Here is a 17,192-nt window from a genome sequence, read left to right as displayed (position 1 = left end):
CCCAGGGTGCCCAGGGCGAGAAGGGTGAGACCGGTGCCACCGGCGCGCAGGGCGCGCAGGGCGCTCAGGGTGAAAAGGGCGAGACGGGTGCCCAGGGTGCGCAGGGCGAAACCGGCGCGCAGGGCGTCCAGGGTGAGAAGGGCGAGCAGGGCCTCCAGGGCATCCCCGGCATGAACGGTGCCGACGGTGCCCAGGGCCCGCAGGGCGAGAAGGGCGAGACCGGCGCGACCGGCGCCCAGGGCGAGAAGGGCGAAACCGGCGCGACCGGTGCCGCCGGCGCGGACGGCACCGTCGGCACGCAGGGCGCCCAGGGCGAGAAGGGCGAGCAGGGCATCCAGGGCATCCAGGGCATCCAGGGCATGGCCGGCCTCAGCGCCTACGACATCGCGCTGGTCAACGACCCGACCATCGGCACCCCGGCCGAGTGGTTGGCCTCGCTGGTCGGTGTCAACGGCGTCGACGGCAAGGACGCGTACCAGCTCGCGGTCGACATGAACGCCTTCACCGGCACCCCGGCGGAGTGGCTGGCCTCGCTGAAGGGCGCGGACGGCGCCGCCGGTGCGAAGGGTGAGACCGGCGCCGCCGGTGCCGCCGGTGCGCAGGGTGCCCAGGGCGCGGCCGGTGCGGCCGGCGCGCAGGGTCCCGCCGGTGCGCAGGGCCCGGCCGGTGCGAACGGCACGAACGGCTCGGTCTGGCTGACCGGCGCGGGTGCGCCGTCCGCCGCCACCGGTGCGGTCAACGACATGTACCTCGACACCGCCACGTCCGACATCTACAAGAAGGGCGCGTCGGTCTGGACCAAGACCGGCAACATCAAGGGCGCCACGCCCACGGTGACCCAGACGACGGCGACCAAGTCCGGCTCGGTGCAGATCAACAGCGGCAGCTCGTCGGGCACGCTGAACATCACCTGCGACAACCCCGGCATCGCGATGCTCGGCACCTGGAGCGAGACCGGCACCGGCAATGTGGGCCTGACCAGCGGCAAGCAGTCGACCGACGGCAAGACCTGGCTGTTCACCTTCTCGCACAGCGGCAGCACCAACATCGTGACCGGCCTGGTCACCTGCGTCAGCTTCAGCTGAACCACCCGGAGCGGCCCCGGCAGTGCGCAAACGCGCAAACGCGCAAACGCGCAAACGTGCAAACGTGCGGACACGCCGGGGCCGCTCCACCCGTACACCTGCCAAATCAAGCGAAAGCGAGCACCTGTGCGCACTGTGGTGAAGCTGGTGGCGTCGACGATCGTCGGCACCATGGCCGCCGGTGGCCTGGCGACGGCGGCCCACGCTGCGGGGCCGGCCGTCAGCGGGGTCACGCCGAAGAACGGGACGACCGGCATCGCCGTCGGCGTCCGCCCGACGATCACCTACGCCGACGCGGTCGACCCGGCTGCGCTGCGGTACTCGTTCGTGAAGACCAGCGGCGGGGCGGCCGTCGCGTCGTACTACGCCTACGACGTGCCGACGCACACGTTCACGTTCACGCCGCGGGCCGCCCTGGCCGAGCAGACGAAGTACACGATGACGGTGAAGGTCAGCACGTCGACCTACACCTGGTCGTTCACCACCGGCGTCACCGACCGGGTCGCACCGACCGTGCCGGGCACGCCCAGCGTCGCCGACGTCACCGCCACGGGCGCCACGGTCAGCTGGGGCGCCTCGACCGACGCCGTCGGCGTCACCGGCTACCAGGTGTTCGACAACGGCACGCTGAAGGCGACCGTCACCGGCACCTCGACGACCCTCGCCGGGCTCGAGCCGGCGACCGCGCACAGCATCACGGTCAAGGCCGTCGACGCCGCGAACAACGTGTCCGCCGCGTCGACCGCGGTGGCGTTCACCACGCTGACGCCGCCCCCGGCGCCGGACACGCTCGCGCCGAGCGCGCCGGGTGCCCCGGTCGCCAGCGCGCTGACGTCGACCGGCGTGACCCTCACCTGGGCCGCCTCGACCGACAACGTGGGCGTCACGCAGTACACGATCAGCGGCGGTCCGACCGTCCAGACGAGCACGGTCAACAGCGTGACGCTGACCGGGCTGTCGCCGCTGACCGCCTACGCGTTCACGGTCCAGGCGTCCGACGCCGCCTCGAACATCTCCGTCGCGTCGGCGGCCACGGTCGTCACGACGCCGGCCACGCCGATCGCGAACGGGGTCAACGGCACCGGCATCCCGGGCTCCACCGGCAAGACCCTGGTGCTGTACGACACCACCGGCCCGTACGGGTTCCTCGGTGAGCAGTACGCCATCGCCACCGCCAACCTCAGCTCCCACTTCGGCGACTGGACGGCCCAGCCCGTCACCAGCTACGCGGCCGGTGAGCTGGACCAGTTCCAGGCCGTGGTCTACCTGGGCAGCACGTACGACGAGCCGCTGCCCGTGGCGTTCCTCGACGACGTGACCGCGACCACGAAGCCGGTCGTCTGGATCTACGACAACATCTGGCAGCTGACCGCCCGCGACCCGAACTTCGCGGCCAACCGCGGCTTCATGTGGTCCAGCTTCGACGTGTCCTCGGTGTCGCAGGTGCAGTACAAGGCGAAGAACTTCAGCCGCGACCCGCAGAACGGCGCCGGCATCATGAACACCACGATCAGCGACGCCACCAAGGCGACCCCGGTCGCCAGCGCGGTCCGCGCCGACGGCACGACGCTGCCGTGGGGTGTGCGGTCCGGCAACTTCACCTACCTCGGTGAGATCCCGTTCTCCTACATCAGCGCCGACGACCGGTACGTCGCGTTCTCCGACCTGCTGATCGACGTGCTCGCCCCGGCGACCACCGAGCGGCACCGGGCGCTGGTCCGCATCGAGGACGTCGGCCCCGACGCCGAGCCCAGCGAGCTGCGGGCGATCACCAACTACCTGTACAGCCAGGGCGTGCCGTTCTCGGTGGCCGTCTACTCCCGCTACCGCGACCCGCTGGGCTCCAACACCGGCGGCGTGGCCGAGGACTACACCCTCGCGGACCGTCCCCTGGTGGTGGCCGAGCTCAAGTACATGCAGTCGCACGGCGGCACGCTGCTGATGCACGGCTACACGCACCAGTACGAGAGCATGATCAACCCGTACAACGGCGTCAGCGCCGACGACTTCGAGTTCTACACCGCGCACGTCGACCCGGTCACCAACAACGTCGTCTACGACGGCCCGGTGCCGACCGACTCGCAGGCCTGGGCGCAGAGCCGCATCGACGGTGCGTTCGCGGCGTTCGCCGCGGCCGGGCTGGCCAAGCCGACCATCTTCGAGTTCCCGCACTACGCCGGCTCCGACGCGTCCAACAAGGCGGTCGCGGCGACGTTCAAGACCCGTTACGACCGCGGCCTGTACCCGGTCGGGGCGCTGCGCGGCGGCACGCTGGACAACACCCGGATCTTCGGCCAGTTCTTCCCCTACACGGTGCGTGACATCTACGGGGTGCTGACCGTGCCGGAGAACATCGGCAACATCGAGCTGGAGCCGTTCAACAACCACCCGGCGCACCTGGCGGCCGACATCGTGGCCTCGGCGCAGCTGAACAAGGTCGTGCGGGACGGGGTGGCGAGCTTCTTCTTCCACCCGTACGTGCCCGTCAGCTACCTGCAGGACACCGTCACCGGGATCAAGGCGGCCGGCTACACGTTCGTCCCCGCCTCGGCGATGTAGTTCCCAGTTGGCAAGGAAAGGCCGGTGCCCCCAGCACCGGCCTTTCTGGCTGCCCGGGGGACAGCTCCGCACCCCGATTGCACCTAAATTCGACATGTCAGCAAATTTCGCGCTAGGAGGCCCGCGTTGGTAGCGTCCCTGGAAACCTCGGAGACCGTCGGGGCTGCCGTCTCCGAGGCTGTTGAACGGAAGCCGCGCAGGCTCGTCGCCGGTGTCGCACTCGTCGCGGCCGCCGCGGGCGTCATCGGCTGGCAGGCCCCGCGGGTCGTCAACGAGCTGACCAAGCCGGCATACCTGGGCGCGCCCGCCGCCGAGATCGCCGCCGACCTCGACTGCGACAACTACGCCCAGTCGACCAACCACGACGAGTCGGTGTACCGGTACCACGACCAGGGCACCTGCTCCCTCGAGGGCAACGTCATCACGATCACCACGTTCAACCGGGCCGACGACGAGCGGGCGTTCGAGTCGGTCATGAAGGCCCTCATCCCCGTGGTCCACCCGACCTGGAAGGGCGCCACCTACGCGGCCGGCGAGGGGTGGAACGTCGCCGACGCCCGCAACCTCACCCCCGAGACGGCGACCCTCGTGGTGCAGCGCCTCGGCACCGGCGCGACGAAGGTCATCCCCTTCTCGGGCAAATAGCTACGATTGCCGGATGCTCGAACTCGTCGCCGGGGACATCACCACCGAGCATGTCGACGCGATCGTCAACGCCGCCAACTCCTCGCTGCTCGGCGGTGGCGGTGTTGACGGCGCGATCCACCGCAAGGGTGGCCCGGAGATCCTGGCGGCCTGCCGCGCGCTGCGGGCCGGTCACCTCGGCAAGGGCCTGCGCACCGGCCAGGCCGTCGCGACGACCGCGGGCCGGCTGCCGGCGAAGTGGGTCGTCCACACGGTCGGGCCGGTCTGGAGCGCCACCGAGGACCGCTCCGCCACCCTTCGCGACTGCTACACGAATTCCCTGGCCGTCGCCGCGGGGCTGGGTGCGCGATCGGTGTCCTTTCCGTTGCTCTCTTCCGGGGTGTACCGGTGGCCGAAGGACGATGCCGTGGCGCAGGCGCTGGCGGCACTGGCTGAGCTGCCGCCCCGGGTGGAACTCGTCCGGCTGGTCCTGTTCGACGAGGCGACCCTGGAGATCGCCGAACGCGTCCGGGCCGCGACGAGCTGATCAAGCGAGGGCGCGGACGGGAGCCGGCCAGTCGATCGGGTGGTCGAACTGCCAGCGAAACTTCTCCGGGTTCGCGAGGAGGCGCATCGCGACCGGCATCAGCGCGTCGCGCAGCACCCGGGCGACCGGCCCCGCGGCCTTGTCGCTGTTGGTGCGGGCGGCGGCCGCGATGACCCGCTCGACCCGGGCGCGGCGCAGTGCCTCGTAGGCGCTGAACGCCTGCGGCAGCGGCAGGTCGCGCAGGCAGCGGGCCAGCTGCACGGCGCTCTCGGCGGCGAGTGAGGCGCCCTGCCCGGAGCTGGGCGACGTGGGGTGGGCGGCGTCGCCGATGAGCACGGCGCGGTCGCGGTGCCAGACCGGCACCGACGGGATGTCCTCGAGGCCGCCGGTGACGACCAGGTCCTTGGGATCGGTGCGGCGGATCAGCTCGACCGCCGGAATCCGGTCCCCGGTGAACGCCTCAGCGAGGACCGGCAGCCACTCCGCCGGGGTGAAACCGGCGCCGTAGGACGGATCCCGGGACGGCAGGTTCACGAACCAGCCGCCCTCGCCGGTGCCGGTCACCTGGTAGCCGAAGAAGGCCCGCTTGCCGAAGACGAGGTGCATCTTGTCGCCGGTCGGCGCGATGCCGTCGCCGTCGCAGCGGGCGCCGAAGCCGAGCAGCCCCACGTATCGCGGCGCCGGCGCGCCCGGGTCGATGAGGCGGCGCACGGTGGAGCGGATGCCGTCGGCGCCGATGACGACGTCGGCCTCGGCCGTGGTGCCGTCGGCGAAGCCCGCGACACCACCGGTCAGGGAGACCAGTCGCTTGCCGTGGGTGATGCGGATGCCACGGCCGACGGCCTCGTCGTAGAGGGCGCGGTACAGCTCGTGGCGCCACACCAGCTGCATCGCCGGTAGGTCGTCGAACGTGCCGAACTCGGCCAGCCGCTTGCCCGTCCAGCTCTGCATGACCATGCCCGACATCGGCTGGCCGACCCGCTCGATGACGTGGTCGGCGTCGACGGCGGCCAGGGCGGTGCGGCCGTTGGGCGCGATGCTCAGCGCACCGCCGACGCCGTCGGCGAACCCGTCGTGGGCCTCGTGGACGGTGACGGCGATGCCGGCCTTCTGCAGGGCGAGCGCGGCGACCGGGCCGGCGATCCCGCCGCCGATGACGATCGCTGACGTGACTGTTCCCATGACAACCCCCGGCGTGACGATTGGTTGATACCAACTATCCGCCGTCGATTAGTCAGAGTCAACTATTCGTAATACGCCGCCCACATCGGTCGCCAGCCGTCGACCGGGTCCGTGATCTGCTCGATGAACCCCTCGACGAACGCGATCTCCGCGTCCAGCAGGCCCTGCCGGTACACCTCCTCGATCAGGAAGAGCGGGTGCGGCGCGGGGCCGTCCACGAGGGCCGTGGCGGCCGCGCGCTGCTCCCGCAGCCCGATCAGGCGCTGCCGCAACAGCTCGACGACCACGTCCGGGTGCAGGGCGCTGACCAGCGACAGGGCCGAGCCGAACGCCGGGAACTCGTGCCGGGGCGTGCCGACCAGATCTTCCAGCCAGGCCCGCAGCTCGGCGCGGCCCTCGGGGGTGATGCCGTAGACCGTGCGCTCGGGGCGCTGACCGTCGCGGGTCGTCTCCTGCGGCGCGACCAGTCCGGCCTTCTCCAGCTGCTGGACCACCATGTAGAGCGAGCCGTGGGTGAACTTGATGCTGCGGTCGTCGCCGTGCGCCCGCAACGTCTTGGACAGCTCATACGGGTGCATCGGCGCCTGGCTGAGATACGCCAGCACCGCCAGTGCCAGCAGGTTCTTCCTGGCGCTGGTGCTCATCCGGCGGTCAGCGCGGTCATCGCCTCGTCGTCGAGCACGACCCGCCCGGCGGCGACGTTCTCCTCCAGGTGCTCCAGGGACGCGGTGCCCGGGATCAGCAGCGTGTTCGGCGCGACCGCGAGGATCCACGCGAGAGCCACCTGCGCCGGGGTGGCGTCGAGGCGCAGCGCGGCCGCCTTCACCGCCGGGTGACCGAGGACCCGTTCGCGTCCGAACGCCGCGCCGAGGGGGAAGAACGGCACGAACGCGATCCCGCCGGCCGTGCAGGCCCGCAGCACGTCCTCGCCGCCGCGGTCGACCAGGTTGAACGGGTTCTGCACGCACGCCACCGGGGTGCGGGTCAGCGCGTGCTCGAGCTGGGCGAGATTGACGTTGCTCAGCCCGACCGCGCCGATCAGCCCCTCGTCGCGCATCGCGATCATCGCGTCCAGCTGCCCGTCGAAGTCGCCGTCGGACCCGGTCACCCGCAGGTTCACCACGTCGAGCCGCTCCACCTCGAGCGAGCGCAGGTTGTCCAGCACCCCCGCGCGCAGCTGCTCGGGCTCCTGCGCCGGGATCCAGCCGCCCTTGGCGTCGCGCGCCGCGCCGACCTTGCTCACCAGGACGAGCCGGGAGTCGTACGGGTGCAGCGCCGTCCGCAGCAGCTCGTTGGCCACGTCGGGCCCGTAGTACTGCGCGGTGTCGAAGTGGTCGACGCCGAGCTCGACCGCGCGCCGCACGACCGCGAGGGCCTCGGCGCGGTCCCGGGGCGGCCCGAAGGCGCCCCGGCCGGGCAGCTGCATCGCGCCGAACCCGATCCGGTGGACGGTGCGGTCACCGAGCGGAAAAGTCTTCACCGGGCCAGCCTACTTTCCGCCCCGCACGACATCTGCACAACTCGCACACCTGCTCGCCCCGGTCGATGCCTAGCGTCGATGGCATGCGGGTGCTGATGATCCTTCCGGCCCTGACCGAGGCGACCAGTCCTCTGTTCCGGCCGATCAAGTACAGCCTCTTCCCACCGCTCGGTCTGGCGACCCTCGCCGGCTACCTCCCTCCGGACGACGACGTGCGCATCGTCGACGAGCACGTCGAGCGCTTCGACCCGGCGGCCTTTGAGATGCCTGACCTGGTGGTGATCCAGGCGTACATCACCTCCGCCCGGCGCTCGTACGAGCTGGCCGACTGGTATCGGGCCCGTGGGGTGTTCGTCGCGATGGGCGGGCTGCACGTCACGTCGCTGCCGGACGAGGCCGCCCGGCACGCCGACAGCGTGTTCTGCGGCCCGGGGGAGGACACCTGGCCGGTGTTCCTCGCCGACCTGCGACGCAGGGCGACGCTCCCGCGGTACACCTCCAAACAGCGGACGCTCGAAGGACTGCCGCCGATCCGCCGGGACCTGATCCAGCGCCACCGCTACCTGGTGCCCAACTCGATCGTCGTGTCGCGGGGCTGCCCGCACCACTGCGACTTCTGCTACAAGGACGCGTTCTTCGAGGGCGGCAAGTCGTTCTACACGCAAGCGGTCGACGACGCGCTCGCCGAGATCGACCGGCTGCCCGGGCGGCACCTGTACTTCCTCGACGACCACCTGTTCGGCAACAAACGGTTCGCCACCGAGCTGTTCGCCGGGATGCGCGGCATGGGCCGGGTGTGGCAGGCGGCCGGCACGGTCGACACGATCCTGCAGCCGGACCTGCTGGAACGCGCCGTCGACGCCGGGCTGCGCAGCATGTTCGTCGGCTTCGAGACCATCAACGCGGACAACCTCGCCGAGCAGCGCAAACGGCAGAACGTCGGGCGCGACTACGGCGCGGTGGTGCGCCGCCTGCGCGAGGCGGGGGTGATGGTGAACGCCAGTTTCGTGTTCGGCATGGACTCCGACGGGCCCGACGTGTTCGACCGCACGGTGGACTGGGCGGTGCGGCAGGGGATCGAGACCGCCACGTTCCACATCATGACCCCGTATCCCGGGACCGCCCTGTTCCGCCGCATCGCGTCGGAGGGTCGCATCAAGCACCATCAGTGGGAGTTGTACGACACGCGCCACGTGGTCTACGAGCCGCGGGGCATGACCGCTTCGCAGCTTTCCGAAGGGTACTGGCGGGCGTACAAGGACTTCTACCGGTGGCGGAACCTGTGGCGGGGTGCGGCGACCAAGGGCGTGCTCGGGGACCGGGTGCGGCACCTGGCCTACGCGGGCGGGTGGAAGAAGTTCGAACGGGTGTGGGACGTGCTGATCCGCTCCGGCCAGGTGCTGCACGCGCTGCCGCTGCTGGAGGCGGCGCTGTCGTCGTTCGGCTCCCGGCACCCGGCCCGTGGTTCTCGTCCGTCCTATGATTCCGGGGGACTTGTTAAGGGGGCGGTTTGATGACCGTGGCAGTGCTGGGGACCGGGATCATGGGCGCGGCCGTGGCGCGCAACTGGCTGCGCGCCGGCGAGACCGTGCGGGTGTGGAACCGGACGGCCGAGACCGCCGAGGCCCTCGCGCCCGACGGCGCCGTCGTCTGCCACACGCCCGCGTCGTGCGTCGAGGGCGCCGACGTCGTCGTGACCGTCCTGTTCGACGCGGCGTCCGTCGACACCGTCATCACCGCGGCGGCACCCGCGCCCGGCACGCTGTGGCTGCAGCTGAGCACCGTCGGGGTGCCCGGCGCCGACGCCCTCGCCACGCTGGCCGCGAAGCTCGGCCTGGTCTACGTCGACGCACCCGTCCTCGGCACCCGGCAACCCGCCGAGCAGGGCAAGCTCAACGTCCTCGCGTCCGGCCCGTCGGACGTCCGGGACCGGGTCGAGGCGCTGTGCGCGCCGATCGCGGCGAAGGTGACCTGGCTCGGCGACGCCGGCGCCGGCAGCCGGATCAAGCTGGTCGTCAACAGCTGGGTGCTGACCGCGGTCGCGGGTCTCGCGCAGAGCGTCGCGCTCGCGGACGGGCTCGGTCTCGACCCGGCCCTGTTCCTGCGGCTGGTCTCCGGCGGGGCGCTGGACATGCCCTACCTGCACGCGAAGACACCGTCCATGATGGAGCGTTCGTATCCGGTCTCGTTCCCGGTGAGCGGCGCGTTGAAGGACGCCTCGCTGATCGGCGACCTTGCCACGTCCGTGGGCGTGGACCGGTCCATTGTGGACGCGGCGGCGGCGCTGCTGTCCACGGCCGCTTCGCGCGGGTTCGGCGAGGACGACATGGCCGCGCTGTACGAGGCCGTGCGCTCCCCATCGGAGTGAACCGGCGGCAGGTCGTCCTGGGCCTTGCCGGTCTGCTGTCGGGCTGCTCGTCATCGCCTCGCGTGGCTGTGCCGTCTCCGGCTGCGTCACCGCCTCCGGTGTCGCCCTGGACGTTGCCGGTCGCGACCCCTGATCCGTGGCGGGCCGGGTCCTCCCGCGCCGGCCGGCTGCGTGACGTGGTCACCCGGTTCCTCGCGCCCAGCCCGGTGCACCCCCTGTTTCCCGGCGGCGTGCTGTTCGCCGCGGTGGACGGCGCGGTCGTCGCGCACTTCGCGTTCGGCGACGCGGTCAGGTACGACGCGGCCCGGGTCGAGCTGCCGTTGGATCAGCGGGTCCCGGCGACCGTGGAGACGCTCTACGACCTCGCGTCCCTGACGAAGACGTTCACCGCGGTGCTGGCGCTGCGGCTCGTCGAGGGGGGCGCGCTGGCGCTGGACGCGCCTGTTCTGGAATACCTTCCGTCCTTTGTGGACAAATCGGCGATCACCGTGCGGATGTTGCTCACCCACACGTCCGGGCTGTCCAAGGACGTCCCGCTCGTCGGCGCCTCCGCTGCCGCCCGGCTGGAGCACGTGCTGCGGGAGCCGCCCGTGGGGCCGGCCGGCGGCGGGTACCTGTACGCGGACCAGAACTTCATCGCCCTCGGCGAGATCGTCACGCACCTGGCCGGCGAACCGCTCGACGTGCTGGTCCGGCAGCAGATCGCCGGGCCGCTCGGCATGGCCCGCACCGGCTTCCGCCCGCCGCCGTCCCTGCCGGCCGCGGCGACCGAGGGCGCGACCCGGGGCACCGTGCACGACCCGTCCGCGGCCGCGTTCGGCGGCGTGGCCGGCCACGCCGGGCTCTTCGCCACCGCCGCCGACGTCGCCCTGCTCGCCCGCGCGCTGTTGGCCGGCGGCGGGCCGCTGCTGCGACCATCCACAGTGGACCTGATGCGCACCGACGCGAACCAGCGGTTCGGCCCGGCCGCCGCGCACGGTCTCGGCGTCGACGTCGATCAGGCCTGGTACATGGGGAAGCTCGCCGGCCACGGGGCCTTCGGCCACACCGGCTTCACCGGCACCTCGATGGTCTGCGACCCGCGCCGCCGCATCGCCCTCGTCCTGCTCACCAACCGCGTCCACCCCGACGCCACCTGGGGGAACAACAACCCCGCCAGGCGTGCTGTGGCCGACGCCATGCTGGCCTGATCTTGCTCGGCGCGCTATCTTGAAGGGGATGTGAGCCGCTGACACCTCCCCGACCCGCGCCCGAGGCCATTGCCCGGCGGGTTTCCGACGTTCCTTGCCGGTGGTGTCCGCATGTTTCCATCCGTCCTGCTCGCCCATGACCTCGTCCGCACGTATGGCACCCGCCGCGTGCTCGACGGCGTCTCCCTCACCGCCTCGCCCGGCCACCGCATCGGCCTGATCGGCGAGAACGGCGCCGGCAAGTCCACCCTGCTGCGGCTGCTCGCCGGCACCGACGAGCCCGAGACCGGCACCGTCGTGCGCCCCGCCGACCTCGGCTACCTGCACCAGGAGATGCCGTTCGACGCGGCGGCGACGATCGCCGACGTGCTCGACGACGCCCTGCGCGAGGCCCGCGAGGACCTCGCCGCGCTGGAGTCCCCCGAAGCGCTGACCCTTGAGGAATACGGGGAGCGGCTCGAACGCGCCCAGCTGCACGACGCGTGGGACGCCGACCGGCGCGCCGGCCTGGTCCTGGACGGGCTCGGCCTCGGTGCGCTGGAGCACGACCGCACGCTCGGCTCGCTGTCCGGTGGGCAGCGCGGCCGGCTCGCCCTCGCCGCGCTGCTCATCCGCCGGCCGACCGCCCTGCTGCTGGACGAGCCGACCAACCACCTCGACGACGACGCGGCCGCGTTCCTGGAGGAGCAGCTGCGCGACCTGCCCGGCGCCGTCGTCCTCGCCAGCCACGACCGCGCCTTCCTCGACGCCGTCTGCACCGACCTCATCGACCTCGACCCGGCCGTCGACGGCCCCACCCGCTACGGCGGCAACTACACCGACTACCAGGACGCCAAGCGCGCCGAACGGGACCGCTGGCAGCGCCGCTTCGAGGAGGAACAGGAGGAGCTGCAGCAGCTGCGGCACGCCGTCTCGGTGACCGCGCACCAGGTCGCCCCCGGCCGGGAGCGCCGGGACAGCGAGAAGATGGGCTACGGCCACACCGCCGGACGGGTCCAGCAGCAGATCTCCCGCCGGGTCCGCAACGCCGGCCGCCGCCTGGACGACCTCACCCGCACCCAGGTCCGCAAGCCCCCGGCACCGCTGCGCCTCGGCGTCCCCGCCCTGGCCGCCGCGTCGGCGGACGGGCTCCTGGTGACGCTGCAGGACGTGGCGGTCCAGGGCCGGTTGACCCTCGACCGCCTGGACGTCGCCGCCACGGACCGGCTCCTGGTCACGGGCGCCAACGGCGCGGGCAAGTCGACGCTCCTCGCCGTCCTCGCCGGCCGGCTGCCCGCCGCCGGCACCGTCCAGCGGCGGCGCGGCCTGACCGTGGGACTCCTCGCCCAGGACACGGTCTTCGACCACCCCGACCGCACCGTGGCTGCTACGTACGAGCTGGCCGTCGGCCCCGCGCGCGCCGAGGCGGTGCCGCTGCGCACGCTCGGGCTGATCGCGTCCCGGGACCTGAACCGGCCGGTCGGCGAGCTGTCCGTCGGTCAGCGGCGGCGGCTCGCGCTGGCGCTGCTGGTGGCGGACCCGCCGGAGCTGCTCCTGCTGGACGAGCCGACCAACCACCTGTCGCCCCGGCTCGCCGACGAACTGGAGGCGGCGCTGGGCACCGGGCCGGGCGCGATCGTCGTCGCCAGCCACGACCGCTGGCTGCGCTCCCGCTGGCCGGGCCGCGAACTGCGGCTCACCTGACGGCCCGCCACGCGCGGGGCGGGTGGCGGGCAGGACGGGGTGGAGGGACGGACACCACCGCGCCCGGAGGAGCAGGATGGCGGTATGGACGACGCGGTGACGCTGAGCGTGCCCGAGCTCGTGGAGGCCACCTACGTGGTGGCGACCGCACGCCCTCCGGCGGACGTCCAGGCAGCGGCCCGGGACGCGGCGCAGCGACTGCCCGAGCCGCTGCGGGTCGGCGCGCTGCGGATGCTGGCCGGGCCGCTGCTCAGCGTGACCATGTCCACGGTCGGGGACGCGCCGCCGCTGCCGATGTCGTTCCTCGGCGTGTTCGGCGCGTCGGCGGCCCAGCTGCGGGACCTCGAGGCGGCCACACACGTCATCGTCTGCCAGGCGGTGTTCCGGCCCGGGTGGCCGCCGGCGCACGAGTGGTACGCCCGCGGGGTCGCGGCCGGGCTCGCGGAGGAGACCGGCGGGACGCTCATCGACATGTTCACGCCGCAGATCCTGGAGCCGGCGGCGGCCCTGCGCTCGCTGCCCGACCCCGACGGCCGGATCGTGCTCGTGCGGTGGGTGCTCGTGCCGCAGTCCGCCGGCGACCGCGGGCTGTGGATGACCACGAAAGGGCTCGGCCGGTTCGGGCTGCCTGAGCTGCAGGTGCTGGCCGTGCCGCCGGCGCTGGCCGGTGCCTGGACCCGGGTGATGAGCGGCGTCGCGGCGGCACTGGTGCGGGCGTGGACGCGGGCGCTGCAGGGCGAGCCGAGCTTCGCCGCCCTGCCCAGCCGCCTCGTGGTCGGCACCGCCGACGTGGCCCGGGCCTACGGGCACGAGCCCGGACCCGAGCACCAGGCCGAGGTGCGGTTGCGGCTCGACCCGCCGGACCGCTTCGACGGGCAGGCGTTCCTGACCGTCGTGCCGCCGGACACGTACCGGTGGTCGGCGGGGGAGTTCCTGACGTCGGTGAGCGCCGCGCTGTTCGGGGAGCCGGGCAGCGCGGTGCGGCGGGCGCCCCGCGACGCCCGGATGGACGCCGCGATCGCCACCGCCCGGGCCGCGCTGCCGCAGGCCCGGGCCCGGTTCCTGGACCGGACGATCACCGCACCCGGCCAGTTGATCGTGAAGCACGGGCTGGCCGGGCACGCGACACAGCGGGAGTACGTGTGGTCCACCGTCACCGACTGGCCCGACCCGGAGCGGATCCACGGGGTGAGCATGTCCGACGCGGAGACCGACCCGACCGTGCGGGCCGGCCGGCCGACGTCCGTCGACGCCGCGACCGTCGTCGACTGGGGTATCTGGGTCGACGGCCGCGGCATCATCGAGGGCGGGTGGACCAACCAGCTGCTGTCCTGAGCGTGCTCAGGCGGCTCGGCGGGTCCGGACCGCGGTGGCCAGGTCGGCCAGCAGCGTCTCGGTCGTGTCCCACGACATGCAGGCGTCGGTGACGCTCTTGCCGTAGGTCAGCTCACCGCCGAGGTCCTGCCGGCCTTCGACCAGGAAGCTCTCCAGCATGACGCCGGCGATCCCGGCCTGCCCCCCGGCGATCTGCTCGGCGATCTCCCGGGTCACCGACGCCTGCCGCACGTGGTCCTTGCCGCTGTTGCCGTGGCTGGCGTCGACGACGAGCCGCTGCGGCAGCCCCGCCTTCTCCAGCCGCGCCAGGGCGTCGCCGACCCCCTCGGCACCGTAGTTCGGGCCCGACCGGGCGCCGCGCAGGATGATGTGGCAGTCGGGGTTGCCGGTGGTCTCCACGACCGCGGCCCGGCCGTCCTCGTCGACACCGAAGAACACGTGCCGGCTCGCGGCGGTGTGGCAGCCGTCGATGGCGACCTGGACGTCGCCGTCGGTGGCGTTCTTGAACCCGACCGGCATCGACAGGCCCGACGCGAGCTGCCGGTGGACCTGGCTCTCCGGCGTCCGCGCGCCGATCGCGCCCCACGACACGGCGTCGGCGATGTACTGGGGGCTGGTCGGCTCGAGGAACTCGCACCCGACCGGCAGCCCGAGCCCGAGCACGTCGAGCAGCAGCCGCCGGGCCAGCCGCAGCCCGGTCGGCACGTCGAACGTCTCGTCGAGACCCGGGTCGTTGATGAGCCCTTTCCAGCCGACCGTCGTGCGGGGCTTCTCGAAGTACACCCGCATCACCACACACAGGTCGGCGCTGTGCTCGGCGGCGGCCGCGGCCAGCCGGCGCGCGTAGTCGACGGCGGCGACCGGATCATGCACCGAGCACGGCCCCACGACGACCAGCAGCCGGTCATCGGCGCCGGTCACGATCGCATGGACCTCGTCCCGTGATCGTCGGACCACCTCGGCGCGGGCGTCATCCATCGGCAGCTCGTCCTGCAGCTCGCGTGGCGTGACGAGCGGCCGGTACCCGGTGACGCGCAGGTTGTTGGTGTTCATGTCCCGTCTCTTCTCCCAGGTTGAGGCGGGTCCGGTGCTCCAGCCCGCCGTGTGACACGACAAAGGGCAGAGACGGTGGTCTCTGCCCTTGCTGGCTCCGGGTGATCTAGGTCAGCGCAAGCGCCCGTCGGCTCCACCCGGAGCCACGGTAAAACGCCGATAACCCAACATCACGCCGCCACTGTACGCCATGAGCACGCTCAGTGGGCACCCAGCTCGACCAACGTCACATCGGGTGCGGCACCGACCCGCACCGGTGGCCCCCAGAAGCCGGCGCCGTTGGTCACGTACACGGGCATCCCGCCGACCTCGCCGAGCCCGCTGATCACCGGCTGGGACATCCGGGTCACATAGTGGAACGGCCACAGCTGCCCGCCGTGCGTGTGCCCGGACAGCTGCAGGTCCACGCCCCGCTTCGCCGCCTCGTGCGCCTGGACCGGCTGGTGCGCCAGCAGCACCACCGGCCGGGCCGGGTCCCGCCCGGCGAGCGCCAGGTCGTAGTCCGGCGGGTCGCCGACACTGCCACCGGTCGCGTCGTTGACCCCGGCGAGGTCCAGCCCGTCGATCTCGACCCGTGCGTTGCGCAGCACCCGCAACCCGAGCGCGCCGACCTGCTCGATCCAGTCCTCGTGCCCGGAGAAGTACTCGTGGTTGCCCGTCACGAAGTACACCCCGCGCCGGCCGCGCAGCCCGCGCAACGGCTCCGCCGCGCTTGCGAGGTCCCCGACGGTCCCGTCGACGAGGTCCCCGACCATCGCCACGATGTCGGCGTCCAGCGCGTTGACGGCGGCGACGACCCGCTCGGTGTGCGCCCGTCCGCGCAGCGCCCCGAGGTGCACGTCCGACACCAGCGCGATCCGGGTGCCGTCCATGCCCCGGGGCAGCTTCGCGAGGGGGATGCGCACGCGCCGGGTGGTGGGCGGCCCGAGCGCGGTGACCATGCCGGCGGTGGTGACCCCGGTCGCGGCGAGCCCGGCCACGATCGCGACACCGCGCGCGACCAGCAGCCGCCGCTGCGGGTCCGCCGGTCCGGTCTCGGCCGCCGCCTTGCCGGCTGCTGCCTGGCGTGTTGCTGCTGCCTTGCCGGCTGTTGCCTCGCTTGTTGCCGGTGCTCTGCTGGCCAGGGCCCGCCGGGCCAGCCAACCGGGGAGTTCCAGGACGGCGAGGGCGAGGACGAGATACCCGGCGAGGGCCAGCCACACGTACCCGGGCCAGCCGACGACGCGTTCGAGCGCCGGTTCGTATCGCCGGGGCAACGCCCGGTTCCCGACGGCCGTGACCGCGAACAGGACCCCGAGCGCCCCCACCACCCACGCCCCGGCCCGCCGCACCCGCGGACGGACGGCGGTGTCCCGGACCAGCCGCAGCCAGAGGTACCAGTGCACCACTGCGACGCCCACCACGACCAACCCGGCGAACACCATCCCGCGACTATGACAGCCTCCGGCAACGCCTACGAAGCGTCGATCCGGCGGGCGAGTCGCGGATCAAGTGGGAACGGCCGCTCGGGCGGCAGGAGCCGCTGCGCCTCGGCGGTCCGCCCCGTCTGCACGAGCGTCGCCATCTTGCGCACCACCGGGGTGAGATCGGTCAGCCCGACGACCCACTCGGTCGCGTACGCCCCGATCAGCTCCCGCCCCACACCCACCTGGATGCTGTAGTGGTTGAGCGCCGCCCCACGCAGCGACCGCTCCGGATCCCACTGCACGTGGACCCTGGCCCGCGCCAGTGCGGGGTCGCTGGTCAGCACCGCCTCCGACAGCGCCCGCTCCCAGCCGGCCCGGCTGATCCGCACCGCGAGGATGCGCTCCTGCCCGGCCTTGCGCCCCCAGTTGCTGCGATGCATGAGCCACAGCAGCGACGGCTTGATCCACGTCATCCTCGCGAACGAGAACGGCGCCACGAACGTCCCCGCCGCAAGCGCCGCGTCCGCCACCGCCCTCGGGTACGCCTGATAGACCACGATCGTCGTGGCATCGAAGTCGGCCCGAACCTGCCGCAACGCGGGCATCCCACACCTCCACCCCGGACGATCTCCCCACGCGTCCACCCCCGGCAACCCGATTCCCGCCGTCCGTCTGCCGCG

15 protein-coding genes are annotated in these 17,192 nt (G+C 72.5%); 9 read left to right on the top strand and 6 right to left on the bottom strand.

What is annotated here, in order from left to right:
- The 4 genes from Dsi01nite_RS01415 to Dsi01nite_RS01400 all read left to right on the top strand — a co-directional run.
- Positions 1-1,085: collagen-like domain-containing protein (locus tag Dsi01nite_RS01415; RefSeq protein WP_203844132.1), on the top strand; the 1,085-nt coding region annotated here is incomplete at its 5' end.
- A gap of 126 nt (positions 1,086-1,211) precedes the next feature.
- Positions 1,212-3,644, top strand: a complete 2,433-nt coding sequence (locus Dsi01nite_RS01410) for a polysaccharide deacetylase family protein (RefSeq protein WP_203844131.1) — start codon at positions 1,212-1,214, stop codon at positions 3,642-3,644.
- Between the two features lie 126 nt (positions 3,645-3,770).
- Positions 3,771-4,289 carry a hypothetical protein gene (locus Dsi01nite_RS01405; protein ID WP_203844130.1) on the top strand — a complete coding sequence of 173 codons (519 nt, stop codon included), beginning with the start codon at positions 3,771-3,773 and terminating at the stop codon, positions 4,287-4,289.
- A 13-nt stretch (positions 4,290-4,302) separates the two neighbouring features.
- On the top strand, positions 4,303-4,815 hold the full coding sequence (locus Dsi01nite_RS01400) for an O-acetyl-ADP-ribose deacetylase (RefSeq protein WP_203844129.1): 513 nt from the start codon (positions 4,303-4,305) through the stop codon (positions 4,813-4,815).
- Here Dsi01nite_RS01400 and Dsi01nite_RS01395 read toward each other — a convergent pair whose 3' ends face one another.
- From Dsi01nite_RS01395 to Dsi01nite_RS01385, 3 genes are all read right to left on the bottom strand, one after another.
- Positions 4,816-5,997, bottom strand: coding sequence for an FAD-dependent oxidoreductase (locus Dsi01nite_RS01395; RefSeq protein ID WP_203844128.1), 1,182 nt, complete (start codon positions 5,995-5,997; stop codon positions 4,816-4,818).
- Between the two features lie 62 nt (positions 5,998-6,059).
- Positions 6,060-6,641, bottom strand: a complete 582-nt coding sequence (locus Dsi01nite_RS01390) for a PadR family transcriptional regulator (protein WP_203844127.1) — start codon at positions 6,639-6,641, stop codon at positions 6,060-6,062.
- Entirely contained in the window at positions 6,638-7,477 is an 840-nt protein-coding gene (locus Dsi01nite_RS01385; RefSeq protein ID WP_203844126.1) for an oxidoreductase, read from the bottom strand. Before Dsi01nite_RS01385 ends, Dsi01nite_RS01390 begins: the two co-directional genes overlap by 4 nt.
- An 83-nt stretch (positions 7,478-7,560) precedes the next feature.
- On the opposite strand from Dsi01nite_RS01385, the gene Dsi01nite_RS01380 reads away from it, so the two are divergent.
- The 5 genes from Dsi01nite_RS01380 to Dsi01nite_RS01360 all read left to right on the top strand — a co-directional run bounded on the left by Dsi01nite_RS01380 (position 7,561) and on the right by Dsi01nite_RS01360 (position 14,053).
- A complete protein-coding gene (locus Dsi01nite_RS01380; RefSeq protein ID WP_239135604.1) occupies positions 7,561-8,991 on the top strand; it encodes a B12-binding domain-containing radical SAM protein in 1,431 nt (476 codons plus the stop codon).
- Entirely contained in the window at positions 8,991-9,845 is an 855-nt protein-coding gene (locus Dsi01nite_RS01375) for an NAD(P)-dependent oxidoreductase (protein WP_203844125.1), read from the top strand. Before Dsi01nite_RS01380 ends, Dsi01nite_RS01375 begins: the two co-directional genes overlap by 1 nt.
- Before the next feature lie 98 nt (positions 9,846-9,943).
- The gene (locus Dsi01nite_RS01370) at positions 9,944-11,035 is read left to right on the top strand and encodes a serine hydrolase domain-containing protein (protein ID WP_203844124.1); all 1,092 of its coding nucleotides are present in this window, start codon (positions 9,944-9,946) and stop codon (positions 11,033-11,035) included.
- Positions 11,036-11,146: 111 nt separating this feature from the next.
- Positions 11,147-12,718, top strand: coding sequence for an ABC-F family ATP-binding cassette domain-containing protein (locus tag Dsi01nite_RS01365; protein ID WP_203844123.1), 1,572 nt, complete (start codon positions 11,147-11,149; stop codon positions 12,716-12,718).
- Positions 12,719-12,802: 84 nt separating this feature from the next.
- Entirely contained in the window at positions 12,803-14,053 is a 1,251-nt protein-coding gene (locus Dsi01nite_RS01360) for a DUF2314 domain-containing protein (protein ID WP_203844122.1), read from the top strand.
- A gap of 6 nt (positions 14,054-14,059) precedes the next feature.
- On the opposite strand, the gene Dsi01nite_RS01355 is transcribed toward Dsi01nite_RS01360, so the two are convergent.
- From Dsi01nite_RS01355 to Dsi01nite_RS01345, 3 genes are all read right to left on the bottom strand, one after another.
- Positions 14,060-15,106 (bottom strand): 3-deoxy-7-phosphoheptulonate synthase, encoded by a 1,047-nt coding sequence (locus Dsi01nite_RS01355; protein ID WP_203844121.1) that lies wholly within the window; start codon positions 15,104-15,106, stop codon positions 14,060-14,062.
- A gap of 200 nt (positions 15,107-15,306) precedes the next feature.
- Positions 15,307-16,530 carry a metallophosphoesterase gene (locus Dsi01nite_RS01350; protein ID WP_203844120.1) on the bottom strand — a complete coding sequence of 408 codons (1,224 nt, stop codon included), beginning with the start codon at positions 16,528-16,530 and terminating at the stop codon, positions 15,307-15,309.
- A gap of 29 nt (positions 16,531-16,559) precedes the next feature.
- Positions 16,560-17,117 carry a DUF4291 domain-containing protein gene (locus Dsi01nite_RS01345; RefSeq protein WP_203844119.1) on the bottom strand — a complete coding sequence of 186 codons (558 nt, stop codon included), beginning with the start codon at positions 17,115-17,117 and terminating at the stop codon, positions 16,560-16,562.
- Positions 17,118-17,192 lie beyond the last annotated feature (75 nt).

Origin of the sequence: Dactylosporangium siamense (assembly GCF_016862795.1) — a bacterium.
GTDB lineage: Bacteria > Actinomycetota > Actinomycetes > Mycobacteriales > Micromonosporaceae > Dactylosporangium > Dactylosporangium siamense.
Note: the sequence above shows the minus strand (reverse complement) of the source record. Positions and strands in the feature narration are given on the sequence as shown.